This window comes from Brevibacillus sp. JB24b (genome assembly GCF_051713385.1).
GTDB lineage: Bacteria > Bacillota > Bacilli > Brevibacillales > Brevibacillaceae > Brevibacillus_B > Brevibacillus_B laterosporus.
The window spans coordinates 3,294,106-3,314,076 of record NZ_JBNVQV010000001.1 but is presented as its reverse complement, the minus strand read 5'-3'; the positions used below and the strand labels follow the sequence as shown (position 1 = coordinate 3,314,076).

Genomic DNA, 19,971 nt, shown 5'->3' with positions numbered 1-19,971 from the left:
AAGAAATGAAGGAGAAAGCGCCTGTTCATGGCGCTTTTTCTAGTCTGTTCAATATGGATTTTCCAAGGAATATGAGTAATTATGGGGGGTACATCATTTTGAAAAAAAACATCTATCACATCGGCTATGAGCGAGTATCCAGACGCGAATTACTGGAGCGTCTAAACATAGAAGATGGATTCATGTTGCAACATGATCGCCTCCATCCTGTTCATACAGATAAAGAAGAAGTGGCGCCGGAGTGTGAGCAACATCAGATATTGGTTCGATATCAGCATCGACCAAGCGAATGGATAACTTTTAGCGGTACGTATCAAATTCAAACAAGAGAACCAATACCATGGATTGATGCCCCTATAGAATATCATTTATTTGGTGAGCAATTAATTCCGGGTAATTATCGTCGAGAAAAAGCACCACAAGCTCGAGTACCAGCCCGGACGAAGCTACAAATTACGGCTATTCGTGATGGGATTGTATATGTTATGGTACCAAATCATCCGTCCAGGCGATATGAGATGAAGCTGGAGGATGCCAGATTTGCTCGTAATTTTCCTACAGAGCTAGAGATGCGATTGCAATACTACTCGTTCCCACCCCATCCAGACATTTTGGTGGACTGGCTGTTGCAGGAGGGAAGGAAACGTGGCATGATAACACGTTTAAATGGTGAGCATACAGAGCGAACTGCTTTTGAGGTTTGGGATGATCTGCGTAAGGAATACTCTTTAAGTGTGAGTGCAGCGATCTTAGCTATTAAACAGGCGCTGGTAGTAATGGATAGGGCGGGAGTGGAGGCTGATTTTCCCTACCCGGTTAGAAGTGCGGATATTTCCAGTTACAGTGAAGAGGAACGGGATGCCTTTTTTTCTTATCAGACGGTGCGTGCAGCGCTTGCAGCTGTCTCCGCCTTGTTAACAATCGACCCGATGGATCAATTACAAGATCATTTATTGATGGATGTTATGTTAGAGCAACAACAGAGTCGGCGTTCCTCTAAGGATTAACATGTTGGGAGAATTCATATAGGAAGCTTAGTGGTCACAACAAAACAGACCCCAATCTTACTTTTGGATTGGGGTCTGTTTGTTTTCAACTTTTACGGTCATTTCGTTGGATAGACGTAACATGTTTTTGGAAAAGGAAATATTTCTGGCCTCATTATTTTAACGTCCTCCTAAACTAATTGATCTGTAACATAAAACTATACCGTTTAGAAATGAAAAAATGTTCCTAAAAATGGATAGTAACATCTTTCATTATATATACGTCGACGCGTTACAGTTACATAGGAATTGGGCTTTTGATAGGCAAACTTTTTTACACCATTTCTTACAAAAAGATGATATAGTAAACCTTAATGATAGCGCTTTCTATTGCCGGAAATACCGTTATTTTCTAAGGGGAGGTACAGAGTTATGAGTCAAATTGAATCTGATTTTTCATTGGTCAACATACCTATTCATTTAAAGCAATTTGTTGTCGACCAGGACTATGACAAGTATACACCGATAGATCAAGCAGTTTGGCGATACGTTATGCGTCAAAATTATAATTTTCTAGGCAAAAGAGCCCATACCGCGTACTTGGAAGGCTTACAAGCATCTGGTATCAGTATTGAAAAAATACCGAATATTCGGGAAATGAACCGGTGCCTATCGGAAATTGGGTGGGGAGCAGTAAGTATTGACGGTTTTATACCAGCGGTAGCCTTCTTTGACTTCCAGGCTCATAATATCCTCCCAATCGCTTGCGACATTCGTACTTACGATCATGTGGCTTATACACCTGCACCTGATATCATTCATGAAGCAGCCGGGCATGCACCGATCATTAAAGATGAAAAATATCGTGAATATCTCAAAATCTTTGGAGCAATTGGTTCCAAAGCCATCTCATCAAGAGCAGATTATGAATTATATGAAGCCATCCGCTATTTATCGATCGTAAAAGAGGATATCAATGCAACTGAGGAACAAGTGCTTGCAGCAGAAGAAGAACTAGTTAAGAAAACAGAGGCGGTCACGGAGGTTTCGGAAGCTACTCAATTATCCCGTCTCTACTGGTGGACAGTCGAATACGGTTTAATTGGAGATGTTAATAATCCGCAAATCTATGGAGCTGGGTTATTGTCCTCTGTTGGGGAAAGCATGAGTTGCTTAACAGATGGAGTTAAAAAAATCCCATTTTCACTCGATGCGTGTATTGAAACTGATTTTGATATCACCAAACCTCAGCCTCAATTGTTTGTTTGTTGTGATTTTGATCAGTTAATTGAAGCCGTACTTGAAATGAAAGAGAGAATGGCTTTGCATCTTGGTGGCACGGAAAGTTTGCATAAGGCGGTTAATAGTGGTCAAATTACCACCAGCGTGTACAGCTCTGGTCTACAGGTAAGCGGCACCCTGCATCATACTATCTCGGATGAACAGGGGGAAGCCATTTATTTAGCAACAGAAGGACCTACTGCCCTTGCGCTCCAGGATATCGAGTTGGTCGGGCATGATAAATCCTATCATAGTCATGGCTTTTCTTCTCCGATTGGTAAAATAAAAGGGATCGAAAAGCCATTAGAGAATTGGACTGATGCAGAGCTTGAGGCCTATGGTTTAGTTGTAGGTAAAAAAACGGTGGTCTGTTTTGCTTCTGGAGTTGAAGTTGTAGGGCGTGTTTCCTATATTGATCAAAAGCAGGATAAAGTGGTATTAATTGGGTTCGATGAATGTACCGTACGTTATCAAGAACGTGTATTGTTCCAGGCTGAATGGGGTATCTATGATATGGCAGTGGGAGCTGAGATCATCTCTGTCTATGCTGGAGCAGCTGATCGTGAAAAATTTCAATCAGGTACTCATCAACCCTCAGAGACACAAACCCGTCGTCCCATTTACACAAAGGAGCAAAAAAGACAGCAACAATTGTATCAAATTGTTCGTAATTTGCGGACAGAAGAAGGAGCTGAAGAGGAACTGCCAGAGAGTTTGCAAGCGATTAGGCAAGAACTAGATGCCTCTTATCCGAACGATTGGCTACTGAGATTAGAAATTCTGGAAATGATGTTGCGTCATCATTTTCCAGAAGCGGACTGCCAGCGACTGCACTCCGAAATAAAAGCAATTGGTGACACTGATCATGATTTAGCTATTTTAATTGCGAACGGACTATCACTACTGGAAAATAGGTAACAAAAACAAGACCGCCGGGGCTTTGCTTTATCAGGCGGTCTTTGTTATGAAATGCCAAGAGCTGATTATAAGGTTGCTTGTATCTTGTATGGAGAGAAATTATATCTGGCTTCATATCAACAATCAGTTCTGATGGTGGAAGCGTAAATTGATAAAGCCTTAGCCGTCCTTGGTATTTTGCCAGCTATTTAATAGAATAGAGTAGGAACGACTCACAATATACTGCTGTGAGCTTTGTCACACTTCGTTCACCTAATACGCAGAATGGAGCATGAATGAATCTTTGTGAACTAGAATACATAACAGAAAGAGACGTTTAGGAAATGGGGGCAAAGTATGGATACGCAAATTACAGTATGGCTGGCATTAGCAGCAGGATTCCTCTCGTTTATTTCACCTTGTTGTTTGCCGTTATACCCATCCTTTTTATCTTATATTACTGGGGTTTCGGTTTCAGAGATGAAGCAAGGAAAAACCGTGTTTCAGCGTCAGGCATTGTTACACACATTGTTTTTTATTCTAGGATTCTCTCTTGTATTTATCGCGCTAGGATTGTCAACATCATGGATTGGAAGCTTGTTTGCATCCAAAAAGGACTTGATTAGGCAACTGGGTGCTATTTTATTAATTTTTATGGGATTAGTTATTACAGGGGTATTAAAGCTTGATTTTATGATGAAAACATGGAAGAAGGACATAAATAATAGACCGCTTGGGTATACTGGTTCTATCTTGGTGGGAATTACCTATGCTGCTGGCTGGACTCCCTGTGTAGGGCCAATTATGTCAGGGATCATTACGCTTGGGATGGTGAATCCAGAGAGTGCCCTTACTTATACACTTGCTTATACGTTAGGGTTTGCCCTGCCATTCTTCGTGATGACGTTCTTCATTAGTAAGATAGGATGGATCATGAAATACTCGGATAAATTGATGAAAATTGGCGGAGGAATCATGGTTCTGTTCGGGATTTTGTTGTATTTTGATAAGCTTACAGATATCTCCATCTACTTAATTAAAATTTTTGGACAGCCTAGTTTATAAAGGAGCTGGAAAAGAATGCGGCAGGTGTTTATCATTCTCAGTTTACTTGTTATGGGTGGAGGAGCGATTTACCAAAGCGAGGGTAAGAGTAAATTGCAGCATGCTCCTCAACCAACGATTGAACAGTCTATAAAAACTGAGCAAAAGGGAATGAATCAGGACAAAGAGAAGTTAAAAAAACCAGCAGCACAAGAGGTTTCTGGTCAGATAGAGCAAAAAGTAAACCCAACGATTGCGTTGGGAGCCAAAGCTCCTGCCTTTGAACTACCTAGCATGGGTGGAACTACTTACAAGTTTTTGGGACAAAGACAGAAGCCACTGATTCTAAACTTTTGGGCAAGCTGGTGTGGTCCATGTAAGATGGAAGCTGCAGATTTACAAAAGATATATGAGAAAAATAAAGACAACGTAGATTTATATGCTATTAATCTAACGAAAACTGATGATTTAGATTCCGTCAAAGCTTTTGTAGATACTTATAAGCTAACGATGCCTATTCTATACGATCAAGATGAGACAGTAGCAAAACTGTACCAAATCCTCGCTATCCCAACGACATTTATTATTGATCAAAATGGGGTCGTTACATATAAGGTGATGGGACCAATTGAGCAGGGCGTGTTTCAGTCTGAAATAGATAAGGTAATCAAAGCTAAAAAGTAACGAAGTCTGTCAGTCTGCTATCGGGACGATTGCCTTACAAGAAATAGCGGTAATCATATCTATTAAAAAGTATCAAGCTGTCCTTTTAAAAAATGATTTCGATCTTTAATAAAACGACAGATATAATCAGGCTCGGCGTCAAAGACGTTGAGCTTTTCTTTTTTGTACGGATCAATTTGAAGGTAGGGTCGTAGCAGGCGATGGAGATAATCTATTCGTGGGCTCATATAATCGGGTGTAAACCAGGAGTTTAGTGTTTCTGCCATCCTATCTTTATAGAGACGTTTGTATGTAGAAGTGTCTAGTAGGCGAGCGCTCAAGGTATTGTATCCGTCTATATCAACAAAGTCATAGGCCATTTCTTTTCCATTACAATCTCTTCCCCAAGTGGCATCATAATCCCATGGAATAATCTCAAATAAACCTGTCTTCGTATTCCGGTATAAAGCGTAATTATGAATAAAAGCGTCAAAATTTTGGGTACATACAACCCCTACTAGCCAACTTAAATATTGGTTGACATTGAGATATCGTCCGATGATCTCTTCAAAATCAGCTCTTGGTGTTGTATTTATGATATAAATCAATTCACGTAGGAGCTTCATATCTTCTTCTTGGCCATATTTACACCGATATCCTGCATCCAGTCTTGGTTTTACCTCCTCGGTTTTAGGACTTAACAAGGAAAAATTAGCGTTTCCACTGACTGCGTAGTAAATCGGACCTAGTGGTAGCTGACGTTTTTGTAAAAATAAATCATCAACGGATTCTAATTGGAGATAGAGACCTTCACAAACTCCATTTCGGCACAGCACTACATAGGAAGTCGTTGGTACTAAGACATCGAGAAGTTCAAAAAAGGCAAATGACAGGGCATTTCGCATCAAAGAGGGGTCCAGCATTTCTGCATTAAGATGAATTTCTCGCTGTCCATGAAATCGATTGTCGTCAGGGAAGTAGAGAGTATAAGACTTTTTTGCCAATTCGCGTGTATGGGCACCTCGATAGGAAACCTGAACGGGGTACGCTTTCTGGTGAATGGAGAGGAAAGCATCTATGCGAACATCTGATCTTATGTGTTGATCCAAGTAAGCAATACCTTCGTCCGTGACCGTTACATAATAGACTTGTGGTAAATCGTGCGACGAAATATCCATAGAACCCTTCCTTTCTGCTTCATCTTATGAGGGATACAGCTATTTGCGCTATTTTTTATTGAGAATCGATAACTGAAATAGTTCACCTTTTTGTTTGCGGGAATATACATACAAAAGTGAGCAAAATTAGCGACATGAGGTGACAACATGATCACAATTAGTTTATGCATGATCGTGAAAAATGAGGAAGATAGTTTATCGAGATGCTTGGATTCTGTAAAGGATTTGGTAGATGAAATTAATATTATCGATACAGGATCGACGGATGGGACTGTAGAGCTCGCGAGGAAGTACACGGATCGGATCTTTCATTTTGAATGGATTGATGATTTCTCAGCCGCTCGTAACTTTGCCTTTACGAAAGCAACACAAGAATATATCTTGCATCTTGATGCAGATGATTTTCTTTTAGAGATCGACCGTGAACGTTTGCGAACTTTGAAGGAAACATTAGATCCTGCTGTTGACTCTGTTACGATGAAATACCACACAGCATTTGATGAGTACGATAATCCTATTGTGTCATTCCGGCGGAACCGTATGGTGAAGCGAAGTAATAATTTCCAATGGTATGGTGCTGTACACGAGTATTTGTCTGTCTGGGGGAAAATTATCGATAGTGATGTGGCAGTTACTCATAAAAAGATTCATCAAAACGAAGGGTATTCAACACGCAATCTACGCATTTATGAAAAAAAGCTGGAGCGCGGTGAAGAATTTACCATAAGGGACTTGTATTATTACGCAAATGAGTTGCGCGATCATTCTTTTCATGAGAAAGCGATTGAATATTACATCAAAATGCTCGATTCTAAACAGGGCTGGATCGAGGATGAGATTAATGCGTGCTACAAAATCGCAGACTGTTATCTTGCCTTAGGTAATAAAGAGAAGGAATTGGAATATGCAATCAAAGCCTTTACGTACGACACTCCACGGGCCGAGGCTTGCTGCCGAATTGGTCATATCTTTTTCACCAGAAATGAATATCTAAAAGCAATTTTTTGGTATGACCTAGCTACCAAGGTGAAAAAACCGGATACATGGGGATTCTTTACAGAAGCATGCTGGACGTGGCTTCCGCATATACAGTTATGTGTCTGCTACAATCGGATTGGGCAAAATGAAAAAGCCTATGAGCATAACGAAGAAGTAGGGAAATACCGACCAAAAGATCCGAAATACCTGTTCAACAAAGAGCTACTGGAAGGCTTGATGAATAAAGAGGATTCAGGTAACTAACTTCTTTCACAAGAAGAGTGACCTTCTTTCCATCCACTTCATACAATGTGAGAGTTGAGATTATTTGTAAGTTTTTGGATGGAAAGAAGGGATGTGGAGTGAAGGTAGGAGTAATTGGGACCGGTGTAATGGGTAAACATCATGTACGTGTCTACTCCTCGCTCAACGACCATTGCCAATTGGTAGGCGTTTATGATGCAGATCAAAAGCGAGCACAAGAGGTCGCACAGGAATATGATATACTTTCGTTTCCTACGCTAGACGAATTATTGGCACAAGTAGACGCAGTAAGTATTGCTGTTCCCATATCTGCTCATTTTGAGGTAGGGATGGCTTGCATTCGTCATGGGGTTCATATGCTAATGGAAAAACCGATCACCGCAACTATAGCGGAAGCCGATGAGTTGATTGATCGAGCCAAAGAAGCTAAGCTTCATTTGCAGGTGGGGCATATCGAATTGTTTAATCCAGCTATTGCCGTATTACGCTCTATTTTGGAGGATGAAGAGATTGTCGCCATCGATATGCACCGCATGAGTCCAATGGAACCACGTATTCAAGGGATTGATGTGGTATTGGATGCTATGCTTCATGACATATATATTTTGCAACATTTACAACCGGGTTCATTAGACAGAATGCATGCGGTGGGTAAATATTACCAAGGGGCAATCAAGCATGCTGTAGCATTGTTTCAATTTGATTCAGGAGTTATCGCACAAATCACAGCTAGTCATTTAACAGAAGAAAAAGTGCGCACCTTACGAGTAGTAACCAGACAGGCATTTGTTCAAGTAGATCTTCTTGATAGAAAAGTGGTCATTTCCCGTTCTACTAATTTCTATTTAGAGAAACAAAGTGATGGGTATAGCCAGCAGAACATTTTGGAGAAAGTGGTTGTACCAGGAATTGAGCCGTTACGCGCAGAATTATTAGATTTTTTACAAAGCATTACCACGAAAAAAACAGCTTTGGTCACAGCTGAGTCAGGTCTGCAAGCATTGCGATTGGCAACAGAAATAACTCAACAAATCAAACGAAATGTATCCGCAAATTGATGAAAATAAGGAAACCTGTGGCAGTAGTACACAGGTTTTTTGATGTTATATGCGATCACGTAAAACACTTACATAAGCGATCATAAAAAGGAGATGATCACATCCTAGCGAATTGAAACAGAAGATAATCACTGCATAAGGAGGAGCTATCATGGCGATAAATTTGCATTCAAAAATAGGAACAGGAATTACCATGCAGCAATACATGGAAACAATGGAGAAGAATAAAGAGGAATTTTACGATTGGTATCAACGATTTGCGTGGGAAACAGATGAGGAGCGTTCACAAATTGAAGCGACTGTTCAGCAAGGAGGATTGCAAGCCTTCTTATTGTGTGCAGAATGGTGTGGAGATGTCGTTTTGAATGTGCCGGTATTGTTTCGTGTAGCAGAAGCAGTTACATTACCCGTGGAAGTATTGGTGATGGAGGATCATCTGGATGTGATGGATCAATTTCTGACAATGGGGGGACGGGCTATTCCAGTTTTGATCATTTGCAACGAAGCAGGAGATGTGCTTGGCACATGGGGACCACGCCCAGCACATGTTCAGAAGATTATGATTCAGTTTAAACAAGAGAACCCTGACCGGGGGGCACACGATTATCAAGATAAAATCATGGTCGCTCGTCAAGAGATGCTTACCCAATATGGAGAGGATACAGGCTATCAGCAGGTCATTGTGCGAGAATTATCCGACTTATTCCGCCAGATACACTCATAAGTAGCTAGCATGGTATAATGTGAAAAATGGATAAGGACAGCAAGAGGTGAAAAAATGAGACCGTTACAGATTTCAGCGGAAACAGCCGTTAAGTTGGCTGAACAGCTTGGGGTACCCTTGGAAAGATTAATGCACATGCCCCAACATATTTTGATGCAAAAGCTTATGGAGATTTCTAAGCAGGAAGCTACAGAACAGAAAGCACCGGATGGCAGGGATAAGGAATAAAGCTGCTACCTTTTGAGGAGCAATAATAATCGTATACACTTGCAAAGGGTGCCTATGAGGGCACCTTTTTTATATGATCGAAAATTGTAAGATGGGCATATATAGGATAGTTTTAGAATAGGATATTATGGTGAAAAATATAGGTTCAGGTTGGGAAAGGGGGGAGGTCTCTTATGTTACAAGAACTTGAGACACTTGCTGATCGAATAAATCAAAACCCTTCTGCCATTGAGGGATGGCTGGCCGTTTATCAATTTGATGTGAGTGGAGAACGGGGAGGTACTTTTCAGGTTCAATTTTGTAACAATCATGTTCAAGTGACGGAAGGAAAGCCAAATCAGGCACAATGTACGCTCCAGCTATCCGATACTAATTTTACAAAACTCTTACAAAAACAATTAAATCCTGCTACTGCTTTCATTCTGGGAAAAATAAAGATAAAGGGAGATATATCACTAGCTCTACAATTACAAAGCTTATTTGCATAATGAGAGAATGCATGAAGTACAACGCTTTTGAAGGCATAATAATCAGATAGCTACAGTTGATTTCTGTTTATTACTTGCGGCTATCAAATTTTTTTGTGAAAAAGTCTTGCTTTTTATTTTGATAGTATGCTATATTAAAAAAACCGAAACGGTACTGAGAAAAATAACAAGCTCGAGAGCAAGTTATTGACCGTTTAGCTCACATGCGGGTGTGGCGGAATTGGCAGACGCACCAGATTTAGGTTCTGGCGGGCGACCGTGGGGGTTCAAGTCCCTCCACCCGCACCATTTTACATACATAAGAGTAAGACAAGCTTTCTATATGAAAATGCCGGTGTAGCTCAATTGGTAGAGCACCTGACTTGTAATCAGGGGGTTGTGGGTTCAAGTCCTATCGCCGGCACCATTTTAATGGGGAGATAGTGAAGTGGCTAAACACGGCAGACTGTAAATCTGCTCCCTCCGGGTTCGGCGGTTCGAATCCGTCTCTCCCCACCACTTTTGGGGTATAGCCAAGCGGTAAGGCAACGGACTTTGACTCCGTCACTCCTAGGTTCAAATCCTGGTACCCCAGCCAACTTTATATTTGCCGGTATGGCGGAATTGGCAGACGCGCGCGACTCAAAATCGTGAGGGAAACCGTGGGGGTTCAAGTCCCTCTACCGGCACTACAATAAAAAAGCGGAATTTACGTTAGATGCGTAAATTACGCTTTTTTCGTTATTTATTATGACTTTTCTTAGCATGTACCAAAAGAGATGTTTATAAAAGGTAAAAATCAGAAAATGAAATGTAAAATTATGAAAATAAAAAGTAATCATTTTTCTCACAAAATGCCTGTTTTTTATGAGATGATTTTTAAATAAATAGAATTTTGTCAAAACCTTGACAATGACTAAAAGCGAATAGCTCTAAAGGGCTAAAAGTGATAAATCTCACACCCTTTACAAATGTGAGAATGGTTTAATCAAATCGTAAACAATGCAAATTCCTTTTTACGAAAAAATTGGATAACAAGGAAGAAAAAGAGAGGAGGTCATCGGATGAACGGTTCCCAAACTCAACCCAATCAAAAGGAAGAGAACAAGCAGCATCAGGAAGGTGAACTAAATTTAAAAGGGACTTTGGCTTCGGTCTTTCTAGTAGGTCTGTTTATCGCAGTGACTTGGTTTGCTGTATTTGGAGTTTTTCTAAGTAGAGGATAGTTGGTATAGAGAGGGAATGAACGGGAGGGTATTTTATGCATTTACACCGCTTTGAAAAGATTTGGCTGATGGTTGGGGGCGCGACGCTGGTACTTTTTTTGATCGTCTTATCTGTCAATGCCTATGCAATGGGTATGATGCCACCAAGCCATATGAAAATGATAGACCCAAAAAAGGTTGATGAAACGGCTCCATTTGATAATCTAGGACTTCATAAAACAGGCGATAACGAATACGATCTTGTCATGACATCATTTATTTTTACTTTCCAACCCAATCAGATTGAAGTTCCAGTCGGTGCCAAAGTTAAATTTGTTGTAACGAGTAAAGACGTGGTACACGGCTTCGAGATACCAAAAACAAATGTAAATATTATGGTTTTACCTGGTCACATCAGCGAAGTCACTCACACATTTGACAAGCCAGGAACGTACTTAATTCTCTGTAATGAATATTGTGGCGCTGGTCACCAGTTAATGGCAGCTACAATTGTTGTGAAGTGATTCGGAAAGGTAGTGACGATAAAGTATGGTAGCGGAATTAAAAGAATATAATAATACGCAACCGGTGGTAAAGGTAAACGCCGCCGCTGCAAAACTTTCGTTGGCACATATTTATGTAGCGTATATTGGCTTTGCTATCGCCATATTGTGTGGCTTACTTCAAGGACTGGTACGCGGTGGAGTTATAACCTTGCCATCTTGGTTAGGGTATTATCAGGTTTTAACAGCGCACGGGGTATTGCTGGGTCTAGTTTTTACAACATTCTTTATTATAGGATTTTTCATATCAGGCTGTGCTCGTACATCAGAGGGAAAGCTGACGCCTTTAGCTTTGAAGCTCGGATGGATTGGCTGGCTCCTTATGACGGTCGGTACAGCAATGGCAACAGTAGCCATTCTAACGAATGAGGCATCCGTTCTGTATACGTTCTATGCACCGATGAAAGCATCTCCACTGTTCTATATTGGGGCAGCTTTGCTAGTCGTAGGTAGCTGGATGGGTGGATATTCGATTTTTGCTAATTATATTCATTGGAGAAAAACAAATAAAGGAAAAACATCTCCCTTATTTCAATTCATGGCTGTTTCTACGATGATTTTGTGGCAGATTGCAACGCTAGGGGTAGCAGCAGAAGTTTTGCTACAGCTCATTCCATGGTCTCTTGGCTGGGTACCAGAAGTTAATGTATTGCTAAGTCGTACGCTATTTTGGTACTTCGGTCACCCACTTGTCTATTTCTGGCTAATGCCTGCTTATGTGTGCTGGTATGTTAATATTCCAAAAATAATCGGTGGTAAAGTATTTAGTGATTCGCTTGCACGTTTATCATTTATCCTACTTATTCTTTTCTCCATTCCGGTAGGGTTTCATCACCAGTTAATGGAGCCAGGTATTTCAGATAAATGGAAAATGCTACATGTTATTTTGACTTTAACCGTAGTATTCCCATCGCTTATGACGGCATTCTCGCTATTTGCCGTATTTGAAACATCTGGACGTAAAAAGGGTGCAAAAGGTTTGTTTGGCTGGTTTTGGAAATTGCCTTGGAAGGATGCTCGCTTCTTTGCTCCAATGCTGGGTATGCTTGCTTTTATTCCAGCAGGTGCAGGTGGAATTATCAATGCGAGTAACCAGATGAACGCAGTTGTGCATAATACAATCTGGGTTACGGGGCACTTTCATTTAACGGTGGGAACTAGTATAGCGCTTACATTCTTTGGAATTACGTATTGGTTATTGCCAAATTTAACAGGCCGGAAAATGACCCCTGCCCTACATCGAGTGGGAATTTTGCAAGCTGTCATGTGGTCGGTTGGTATGTTACTGATGTCAGGTGCAATGCATTATCTTGGTTTGCAAGGTGTGCCACGTCGTACCGATTACACCACTTACTTTAACAATGCGGAGGCTCTAAGCTGGATACCTCCACAACAGCTAATGGGTTTTGGTGGTGCGATTCTATTCTTTGCAGGGATACTGATGGTAGGGATTTTATTCTATCTCATCTTTAAGGCACCAAAAGGCGAGGAAGATTATCCTATTGCTGAATCCCAAGAAGCAGTTGAGCGTACTCCAAAAATTTTAGAGCGCTGGTCTTTATGGCTCGGTGTTGCCGTATTCCTGATTATCGTGGCCTATGCATATCCGATCTATCAATTGATTGACCATGCACCTCCTGGCTCAAAACCGTTTATAACCTGGTAAAAAATCAAAAAATCATCTGCGGTATTTCCTTCTAAAAAGGAGTATGTCTGTGGATGGTTTTTTATTATGAGAAAGTAAAAAAACTGTGTTCTACTTGACTTCTATTGGCCACTTAGATGAATTTTAATTTTAAAAAAGGAAGGATTCACATGCTAAAATTTGCTGTGTTAGGTGTTAATAAATAGAAGGGGTTAATTTTTAGATGTAAATGTAGTAAAATATACGTTTGAAGAAGAAAATGTATATTAAAGGATGAGATTGAATGATAAGTACAAATGGTGTTACCCTGCGATATGGGAAACGCGCTTTGTTTGAAGACGTAAATATCAAGTTCACACCTGGTAACTGCTATGGATTAATTGGGGCAAATGGAGCTGGTAAGTCTACATTCCTGAAGATTTTATCTGGCGAAATTGAACCAAACAGTGGAGAAGTTATTTTAACTCCTGGGGAACGTCTTGCCGTACTAAAACAAGATCATTATGAGTTCGATGAATGCGAAGTCTTGAAAACGGTAATGATGGGTCATAGAAGATTATTTGACATCATGGAAGAGAAAAATGCTCTGTACATGAAAGAAGATTTCTCTGAAGCAGACGGCATTCGTGCGTCTGAATTGGAAGGAGAATTCGAAGACTTGAATGGTTGGCAAGCAGAATCTGATGCTGCCGCTTTATTGATTGGTCTGGGAATTTCTGCTGAATTCCATGATAAGAAAATGCTAGAGCTAGACGGAAGCTTCAAAGTACGTGTATTGCTGGCACAAGCTTTGTTTGGAAACCCAGACATCCTGCTACTCGATGAGCCTACCAACCACTTGGACATCGAATCTATTCGTTGGCTAGAAAACTTCTTAGCTAACTATGAAAATACTGTTATTGTCGTATCCCATGACCGTCACTTCCTGAACCAAGTATGTACGCACATTGCTGACATCGACTTTGGTAAGATTCAAATGTATGTGGGGAACTACGATTTCTGGTATGAATCAAGTCAGCTGGCTCTTAAATTAATGAGAGAGCAAAACAAGAAAAAAGAAGAGAAAATTAAAGAATTGGAAAGCTTTATTGCACGTTTTAGCGCCAATGCTTCTAAATCAAAACAAGCAACTTCTCGTAAGAAGATGTTGGATAAAATTTCGTTGGATGATATTAAGCCTTCCAGCCGTCGTTATCCATTTATTAACTTCAAGCCTGAGCGAGAAGCGGGTAAAAACATTTTGGAAATTGAAGGCTTATCCAAGACCCTTGAAGGTGAAAAACTTTTCGACAATCTTCACCTCATTATTAATAAGGGTGATAAGATTGCGCTTGTTGGGCCAAATGGCCACGTCAAAACAGCCCTGTTCCAAATTTTAATGGGCGAAATGGAAGCGGACAGTGGCACATTTTCTTGGGGTGTTACAACTTCTCAAGCATACTTCCCTAAAGATAACTCTGAGTACTTTGATGGATGCGATTTATCGTTGGTTGACTGGTTGCGTCAATACTCAAAAAATCAAGACGAAACATTCTTGCGCGGCTTCTTAGGCAGAATGCTGTTCTCTGGCGAGGAAGCATTAAAAAAAGCCAATGTTTTGTCTGGTGGTGAGAAAGTACGTTGTATGTTGTCCAAAATGATGATGGTGGGTGCAAATGTTATCATGTTAGATGAGCCTACTAACCACTTGGATCTGGAATCTATTACAGCATTAAATAATGGTTTAATTGAATATGATGGTACAATGGTATTTGTTTCACATGACCATCAGTTTGTTCAAACCATTGCCAACCGGATAATTGAGATTACACCAAATGGTATCATTGATAAAATGATGACATACGATGAATATCTGGAAAGCGAAGAGATCAAACAACTTCGCGAAAAATTGTACAGCGAGTAATGAAAAAGAAAAGAGGGTTAACCGGTTAAGGTTAACCCTTTTACTAAAAGCTGGAGGGCATCAATGACGACGTTGCACGGTATCTGGTTACCAGATGCTTTTTTTCTTTTCTGTTTGCGCGGCGGCGAGATTGTACCCGTCAGTAATTGGATGGAACAATTGTCGACCGAACAACAGATGAAATTGATGAAGTCTGGAAAAGTGGGCATCCGTACTTTTCAAGTTCCATATTGGTTTGATCAAGGTGAGTATTACCCGTCCAATAAACCAAAATTGATGGTACAACAGATTAATGGACTAAGTATTACCATGAAGGAAGCTTTACCATTCCTGTGGCAGACGGATGAAGCAATGTTACAGCATAGCGGTTTTATGCTAGGTGATAGCCTGCGCTACTACCAAAAAGTAGCTCAATTTGCCCTACATATGCTATGGCATGCAAATATTCGACCAGGTGTACAGGTACGTAAAGGAAAACGGTACGGCTATGCAGTGGCAGACGCCAGTTGGGATATAGACCTGACCAAGGAAGAAGTGCGCACATTTTCGCATACTTTGGCGCTTACTATGCCTGCCATCTGTCGAGCGTATGACCCACAAAAGACAGGTGGAAGCGACATCATGACAGATCCGCACCACATACAATCGGATTTTTTACAAAATGCAATACAAACTACCGTACTTGACTGGCTGGATTTGGAAAGCGAAGAGTTACGTCAACAGCTCAGCAAAGGTAAGGGAGATTTCTCCTTACAGTGGCTACGAGGATTACTCACTCGGGCTATGGAACCCATTGAGGGAACAACGAAAGAGCTGCAAACCTTCAAGCAGCAAGTAGATATGTGGACAAAAGGAGAAGGACGGAATAAACGGGATTGTGTGGGGCAGTATGCAATGCGTCTGTACTTACGTCTGGAACCTCCTCAACAGTTCGAATTAGAAGTAGGAGAGTCTATTTTTACATTGCATGTGTATCTACAACCTGTGACAGAACCTTCTCGTCTTATTTCAGTTAAGGATATCTGGCTGGGATCTGGTGAGGCTGTAGCCTTTTTTGGAAAGTGGTTAGGTAGAGCCCAAGAATTTTTGTTGGAACAATTGGGATGTGCGTCTTTACACATGCCAGCGTTAGCAACAGTGCTGCGCCAAGGATTGGTGGAACAAATACAGTTGCCTGTACACGAGGCTTTTCATTTTCTACAAGAGATAGCTCCACGCCTGCAAGCAGAAGGAGTTGGTGTTCAATTACCTTCTTGGTGGTTAAAGCGTGGACGCAAACGGTTAGGCTTAAAGCTTAGAGTCATGCAGGATCACTCCCTCTACGCAGCGGATTCATCAGCTGTAATTCATCGTTTAGGTTTACATGAAATCATCCGTTTTGATGCCAAAGCAGCTTTGGGGGACCAAGAAATAAGCTTGGCCGAGTTAGAAAAAATTGCAGATTCTAAACTCCCTTTTATCCAATTAAGAGGGGAATGGACAGAAGTAAATCAAGAATCAGTTAAGCGGATGTTGCAATATTTAAAACGAGCAGAGCAAGATGAAATCACGCTTCACGATATGCTCTACTTGATGGCCGAGATGGAAGCAAGTGATGAATGGCAAGATATTCCCGTTGTTGATTTCGAACTTCCTATAGCGCTTGATGATTTATTACATGGACGACTAGAACAGAATTTAGACCATATTGACACCCCACAGGGTCTGCAAGGAGTGTTGCGCCCCTATCAAAAACGTGGGTATGCATGGCTACAGCTCATGTCAAAATTAGGCTTTGGAGTCTGTTTGGCAGATGATATGGGGCTGGGAAAAACGATACAGATGATTACAGTTTTAATGGCAGAGAAGCTATCAGCACCGGCTATAATCGTGTGCCCGACCTCATTGATGAATAATTGGAGTAAAGAAATTGAAAGATTTGCCCCAACACTACGGGTGTATACGCACCATGGACCAGAACGCTTGCATCAAAAAGACCTGCAAGCAAAAGCAGCTGAACATGATGTTGTGATTACTTCTTATTCCTTAGTCAATCGTGATTTAGATGATTTAATGGAAATCAAATGGTCCTATTTGGTGTTAGATGAGGCTCAGAATATCAAAAACAGTAAAAGTAAACAGGCGAGAAGCGCCATGAAAATACATGCTCAACATCGAATTGCGATGACAGGTACACCAATTGAAAATCGGCTAAGTGAACTTTGGTCGATCTTCCATTTTTTAAACCCGGGTTACTTAGGAACTTTAACGCAATTTCGCACTCAATTCACGTTACCTATTGAAAGATATCGTGAGCAGGAACGTATGGAATCTCTACGGAAATTGGTAAAACCATTTATCTTGCGGCGTTTAAAAACAGATCCTAGCATTATTGTGGATTTACCAGAAAAAATCGAAAGCAAAACATATTGCACACTGTCAGAGGAACAGGCTACCTTATATCAAGCAGCCGTTAATCATATGATGCAAAAAATCAATTCGGTAGAAGGAATGCAACGTCGTGGGTATGTCCTTGCTACTTTAACTCATCTTAAACAAATTTGTGACCATCCAGCCCTTTATTTACACCAGTCTGCCGATCATTTAGATCGTCGTTCTGGTAAAGTACGGCGTGTGACTGAACTTGTTCACGATATAATGGAGCAACAAGAGGCTGTGTTACTATTTACGCAATATGTAGACATGGGAAACATGCTTGCCAAGCATTTTCGTGAGGTTTTACAAGAGGAAGTTCTCTTCTTGCATGGAGGGGTCAGTAAACAAGAGCGTGATGATATGATAGATCGCTTCCAGTCTGGTATGGGACCGCGTATCTTTATTTTGTCACTAAAAGCTGGTGGTGTCGGTCTGAACTTAACCAGAGCAAATCACGTTATTCATTTTGATCGTTGGTGGAACCCTGCCGTCGAAAATCAGGCGACCGATCGGGCATATCGCATCGGTCAAAAGAAAAATGTGCATGTGCACAGGTTAATTTGTCAGGGAACGCTAGAGGAGCGCATTGATCAACTGATGGAATCGAAACGGGAATTGGCAGAACAGGTCATTCATTCTGGGGAACAGTGGATTACCGAGTTATCTGCAAATGAACTACACTCCTTATTTGAGCTACGTGAGGATTTGATCTGCCAAGAGGAGGATGATTTGTTGTGAAACCGCAAAAATCGAGCGTACAGATTGAGTGGGTCGCCCGCTTAAAAGAATTGATTCGAAAGGCGGGTGGGGCACAGCGGAATCAGCGTGGACGTACAAAAGCAAAAGAAGGCGGAGTACTAGAATGGGAAGCCTTTGATGCTGGCATAAAAGCAAAGGTAACAGGGGCGAATCAGGCACATTACACGGTCTCACTTAGCCCCAAAAAATCGATGCATGTAAGCCGCGATAAAGCATTATATATGATTAAACAATCTCCTCTTTTTACAGCTCAGTTATTAGGCGGGACATTTTCCGAAGAACTCGCTACTACTCTAGTTGATCAAGGATTAGAAGTTCTTCCAGATTCGCTAGAGGAATGGAATGCTCATTGTAGTTGCCCCGATATGGCTGGTTATTGCAAACATGTATACGCGTTGTATTATCAACTGCTAGCGGAAGCGGAAGATGACCCATTTGTATTTTTAGCATTTCTTGGGCTACAGCGTTCTGATATTATAGGTGGTTTTCGGGAGCAGTGGTTGCCAGAAAGCGTACCCTTTGCGGGAGAAGGCGTGATACACCAAGAAAAATCGAGCCTACTAGAGCAATCCCCTTTACCTGAACTATTGGATACAGGTATCGATGAGGAAGTGGGCGCAGTGTTCTTGCGTAGAGCGGTTGACCACGGCTCCTTTTTTCAGACAGCCCCTCATTTTTCAGCGATGACTATTTCTTTTGCGCAAGAGAATATTCTACCTGAGCAATTGCTTTTAATCTGGGGACCACCTGCATTTGCTGTCCGAAAAGAAGCTGCGATGATTGGAGTCCTACAAGAAGTGTATCGGATTGTAAGTAAGAAAGCTGGAGAGGAGATAGCTACATTGCCATGAAAGTGTTTGCGATAAAAGTACCCGATACGTATACAGAAGAGTTGTATTGGGAGTTGCTTTCTCTGCTTCCGTTTGACCGTCAAGAAAAAGTGAATCGCTACCTTAAAACGGAGGATAAATGGCGTTCCTTGCTTGGAGAGGTACTGGTGCGCGTGCAATTGGCTCAACGGATGCGTCTTTTGCCGAAAGAGATTCGATATGAGACAAATGCATATGGCAAGCCATTTGTTACGGGGGAGGGTGCGTGCGAATTTAATGTATCGCATTCTGCTAGCTGGGTAGTGGCTGCTTTAAGTGCTTACCCAATTGGTATTGATGTCCAACAAATCAAACCAATTAACTTACAAATTGCTGACCGATTTTTTTCTGAACAAGAGCGCCAAGACTTATTCTTGTTACCTGAAGCTGATCAACTAGAATGTTTTTTTAGATATTGGGCGTATAAAGAGAGCTATATTAAAGCAGTGGGGAAGGGACTTTCTTTACCGCTTGATTCTTTTACGATTCAGTATGAGTCCCCAAATAGAGCTACGGTATACGCTGATCAAATGCCTACTGGTTATCATTGTCGGGCTTTTCATGTGGACGAGATGTATAAAATAGCCGTGTGTACAAAAAAGGATCAGTTTTGTGAGCAGATTACGATTGTAGAAATGGAAGAGTTGGCAAGCAAGCTCTTACAAACATAGGTGGAAAGACGAAACGAAAGGGTTATCACATGTTTATGGGATAGCCCTTTTTTGTCGGATAAAGTCTCAAACTCTCTGTTTTTGTTTACAAAGTTCTGAAAATTACGATACTATTTATAGATAACGAGCATAAGGTAAAACTATCAACCCTATTTGTAGGATGTGAAGGAGGT

Annotated in this window: 17 protein-coding genes and 5 tRNA genes; 21 read left to right on the top strand and 1 reads right to left on the bottom strand. The window is 41.1% G+C overall.

Translation table 11 applies throughout. The features are described from left to right. The first annotated feature begins 98 nt into the window (after positions 1 to 98). The 4 genes from ACQV1I_RS15505 to ACQV1I_RS15490 all read left to right on the top strand — a co-directional run bounded on the left by ACQV1I_RS15505 (position 99) and on the right by ACQV1I_RS15490 (position 4,892). Positions 99 to 1,007, top strand: coding sequence for a hypothetical protein (locus tag ACQV1I_RS15505; protein WP_116334070.1), 909 nt, complete (start codon positions 99 to 101; stop codon positions 1,005 to 1,007). Positions 1,008 to 1,418: 411 nt separating this feature from the next. Beyond that, entirely contained in the window at positions 1,419 to 3,185 is a 1,767-nt protein-coding gene (locus ACQV1I_RS15500; protein ID WP_116334069.1) for an aromatic amino acid hydroxylase, read from the top strand. 336 nt (positions 3,186 to 3,521) lie between these two features. After that, complete coding sequence (locus ACQV1I_RS15495; protein WP_094699669.1) at positions 3,522 to 4,229, top strand: cytochrome c biogenesis CcdA family protein; 708 nt, start codon at positions 3,522 to 3,524, stop codon at positions 4,227 to 4,229. A 15-nt stretch (positions 4,230 to 4,244) separates the two neighbouring features. After that, positions 4,245 to 4,892, top strand: a complete 648-nt coding sequence (locus tag ACQV1I_RS15490) for a peroxiredoxin family protein (RefSeq protein WP_116334068.1) — start codon at positions 4,245 to 4,247, stop codon at positions 4,890 to 4,892. A gap of 62 nt (positions 4,893 to 4,954) precedes the next feature. On the opposite strand, the gene ACQV1I_RS15485 is transcribed toward ACQV1I_RS15490, so the two are convergent. Continuing rightward, entirely contained in the window at positions 4,955 to 6,049 is a 1,095-nt protein-coding gene (locus ACQV1I_RS15485; RefSeq protein ID WP_116334067.1) for a CotH kinase family protein, read from the bottom strand. Between the two features lie 147 nt (positions 6,050 to 6,196). Between ACQV1I_RS15485 and ACQV1I_RS15480 the strand changes: the two genes are divergently transcribed. The 17 genes from ACQV1I_RS15480 (at position 6,197) to ACQV1I_RS15400 (ending at position 19,798) form a co-directional block, all read left to right on the top strand. Further along, positions 6,197 to 7,291 carry a tetratricopeptide repeat-containing glycosyltransferase family 2 protein gene (locus ACQV1I_RS15480; RefSeq protein ID WP_116334066.1) on the top strand — a complete coding sequence of 365 codons (1,095 nt, stop codon included), beginning with the start codon at positions 6,197 to 6,199 and terminating at the stop codon, positions 7,289 to 7,291. Positions 7,292 to 7,389: 98 nt separating this feature from the next. Next, complete coding sequence (locus tag ACQV1I_RS15475; RefSeq protein ID WP_094699673.1) at positions 7,390 to 8,349, top strand: Gfo/Idh/MocA family oxidoreductase; 960 nt, start codon at positions 7,390 to 7,392, stop codon at positions 8,347 to 8,349. A 151-nt stretch (positions 8,350 to 8,500) separates the two neighbouring features. Beyond that, on the top strand, positions 8,501 to 9,073 hold the full coding sequence (locus ACQV1I_RS15470) for a thioredoxin family protein (RefSeq protein WP_094699674.1): 573 nt from the start codon (positions 8,501 to 8,503) through the stop codon (positions 9,071 to 9,073). 54 nt (positions 9,074 to 9,127) lie between these two features. Continuing rightward, the gene (locus tag ACQV1I_RS15465; RefSeq protein WP_094699675.1) at positions 9,128 to 9,301 is read left to right on the top strand and encodes a YycC family protein; all 174 of its coding nucleotides are present in this window, start codon (positions 9,128 to 9,130) and stop codon (positions 9,299 to 9,301) included. A gap of 173 nt (positions 9,302 to 9,474) precedes the next feature. Further along, positions 9,475 to 9,789, top strand: a complete 315-nt coding sequence (locus ACQV1I_RS15460; protein WP_116334065.1) for an SCP2 sterol-binding domain-containing protein — start codon at positions 9,475 to 9,477, stop codon at positions 9,787 to 9,789. Between the two features lie 205 nt (positions 9,790 to 9,994). Then, positions 9,995 to 10,077, top strand: a tRNA-Leu gene (locus ACQV1I_RS15455). 42 nt (positions 10,078 to 10,119) lie between these two features. After that, a tRNA-Thr gene (locus tag ACQV1I_RS15450) sits at positions 10,120 to 10,195 on the top strand. Between the two features lie 7 nt (positions 10,196 to 10,202). Continuing rightward, positions 10,203 to 10,287: transfer RNA gene (locus ACQV1I_RS15445), tRNA-Tyr, on the top strand. A 4-nt stretch (positions 10,288 to 10,291) separates the two neighbouring features. After that, positions 10,292 to 10,366 (top strand) — tRNA-Gln (locus ACQV1I_RS15440). Between the two features lie 11 nt (positions 10,367 to 10,377). After that, positions 10,378 to 10,457 (top strand) — tRNA-Leu (locus tag ACQV1I_RS15435). Positions 10,458 to 10,832: 375 nt separating this feature from the next. Next, positions 10,833 to 10,994, top strand: coding sequence for a cytochrome c oxidase subunit 2A (locus ACQV1I_RS15430; RefSeq protein WP_116334064.1), 162 nt, complete (start codon positions 10,833 to 10,835; stop codon positions 10,992 to 10,994). A gap of 35 nt (positions 10,995 to 11,029) precedes the next feature. Beyond that, on the top strand, positions 11,030 to 11,497 hold the full coding sequence (locus tag ACQV1I_RS15425) for a cytochrome c oxidase subunit II (RefSeq protein WP_003336039.1): 468 nt from the start codon (positions 11,030 to 11,032) through the stop codon (positions 11,495 to 11,497). Positions 11,498 to 11,522: 25 nt separating this feature from the next. After that, the gene (locus ACQV1I_RS15420) at positions 11,523 to 13,202 is read left to right on the top strand and encodes a b(o/a)3-type cytochrome-c oxidase subunit 1 (RefSeq protein ID WP_018670551.1); all 1,680 of its coding nucleotides are present in this window, start codon (positions 11,523 to 11,525) and stop codon (positions 13,200 to 13,202) included. Between the two features lie 262 nt (positions 13,203 to 13,464). Continuing rightward, on the top strand, positions 13,465 to 15,084 hold the full coding sequence (locus tag ACQV1I_RS15415; RefSeq protein WP_094699678.1) for an ABC-F family ATP-binding cassette domain-containing protein: 1,620 nt from the start codon (positions 13,465 to 13,467) through the stop codon (positions 15,082 to 15,084). A 63-nt stretch (positions 15,085 to 15,147) separates the two neighbouring features. Next, positions 15,148 to 18,237, top strand: coding sequence for a DEAD/DEAH box helicase (locus ACQV1I_RS15410; RefSeq protein WP_116334063.1), 3,090 nt, complete (start codon positions 15,148 to 15,150; stop codon positions 18,235 to 18,237). Continuing rightward, on the top strand, positions 18,234 to 19,109 hold the full coding sequence (locus ACQV1I_RS15405; protein WP_116334062.1) for an SWIM zinc finger family protein: 876 nt from the start codon (positions 18,234 to 18,236) through the stop codon (positions 19,107 to 19,109). Before ACQV1I_RS15410 ends, ACQV1I_RS15405 begins: the two co-directional genes overlap by 4 nt. Beyond that, positions 19,106 to 19,798, top strand: coding sequence for a 4'-phosphopantetheinyl transferase family protein (locus ACQV1I_RS15400; RefSeq protein ID WP_116334061.1), 693 nt, complete (start codon positions 19,106 to 19,108; stop codon positions 19,796 to 19,798). The genes ACQV1I_RS15405 and ACQV1I_RS15400 overlap by 4 nt, the downstream gene beginning before the upstream one ends. The last annotated feature ends 173 nt before the right edge of the window (positions 19,799 to 19,971 follow it).

Bases quoted from the DNA above. Each gene is read 5' to 3' on its own strand.
- ACQV1I_RS15500 (WP_116334069.1), top strand. From the start codon at position 1,419: ATGAGTCAAATTGAATCTGATTTTTCATTGGTCAACATACCTATTCAT.
- ACQV1I_RS15495 (WP_094699669.1), top strand. From the start codon at position 3,522: ATGGATACGCAAATTACAGTATGGCTGGCATTAGCAGCAGGATTCCTC.
- ACQV1I_RS15490 (WP_116334068.1), top strand. From the start codon at position 4,245: ATGCGGCAGGTGTTTATCATTCTCAGTTTACTTGTTATGGGTGGAGGA.
- ACQV1I_RS15485 (WP_116334067.1), bottom strand. From the start codon at position 6,049: ATGGATATTTCGTCGCACGATTTACCACAAGTCTATTATGTAACGGTC.
- ACQV1I_RS15480 (WP_116334066.1), top strand. From the start codon at position 6,197: ATGATCACAATTAGTTTATGCATGATCGTGAAAAATGAGGAAGATAGT.
- ACQV1I_RS15470 (WP_094699674.1), top strand. From the start codon at position 8,501: ATGGCGATAAATTTGCATTCAAAAATAGGAACAGGAATTACCATGCAG.
- ACQV1I_RS15465 (WP_094699675.1), top strand. From the start codon at position 9,128: ATGAGACCGTTACAGATTTCAGCGGAAACAGCCGTTAAGTTGGCTGAA.
- ACQV1I_RS15460 (WP_116334065.1), top strand. From the start codon at position 9,475: ATGTTACAAGAACTTGAGACACTTGCTGATCGAATAAATCAAAACCCT.
- ACQV1I_RS15430 (WP_116334064.1), top strand. From the start codon at position 10,833: ATGAACGGTTCCCAAACTCAACCCAATCAAAAGGAAGAGAACAAGCAG.
- ACQV1I_RS15425 (WP_003336039.1), top strand. From the start codon at position 11,030: ATGCATTTACACCGCTTTGAAAAGATTTGGCTGATGGTTGGGGGCGCG.
- ACQV1I_RS15420 (WP_018670551.1), top strand. From the start codon at position 11,523: ATGGTAGCGGAATTAAAAGAATATAATAATACGCAACCGGTGGTAAAG.
- ACQV1I_RS15415 (WP_094699678.1), top strand. From the start codon at position 13,465: ATGATAAGTACAAATGGTGTTACCCTGCGATATGGGAAACGCGCTTTG.
- ACQV1I_RS15410 (WP_116334063.1), top strand. From the start codon at position 15,148: ATGACGACGTTGCACGGTATCTGGTTACCAGATGCTTTTTTTCTTTTC.
- ACQV1I_RS15400 (WP_116334061.1), top strand. From the start codon at position 19,106: ATGAAAGTGTTTGCGATAAAAGTACCCGATACGTATACAGAAGAGTTG.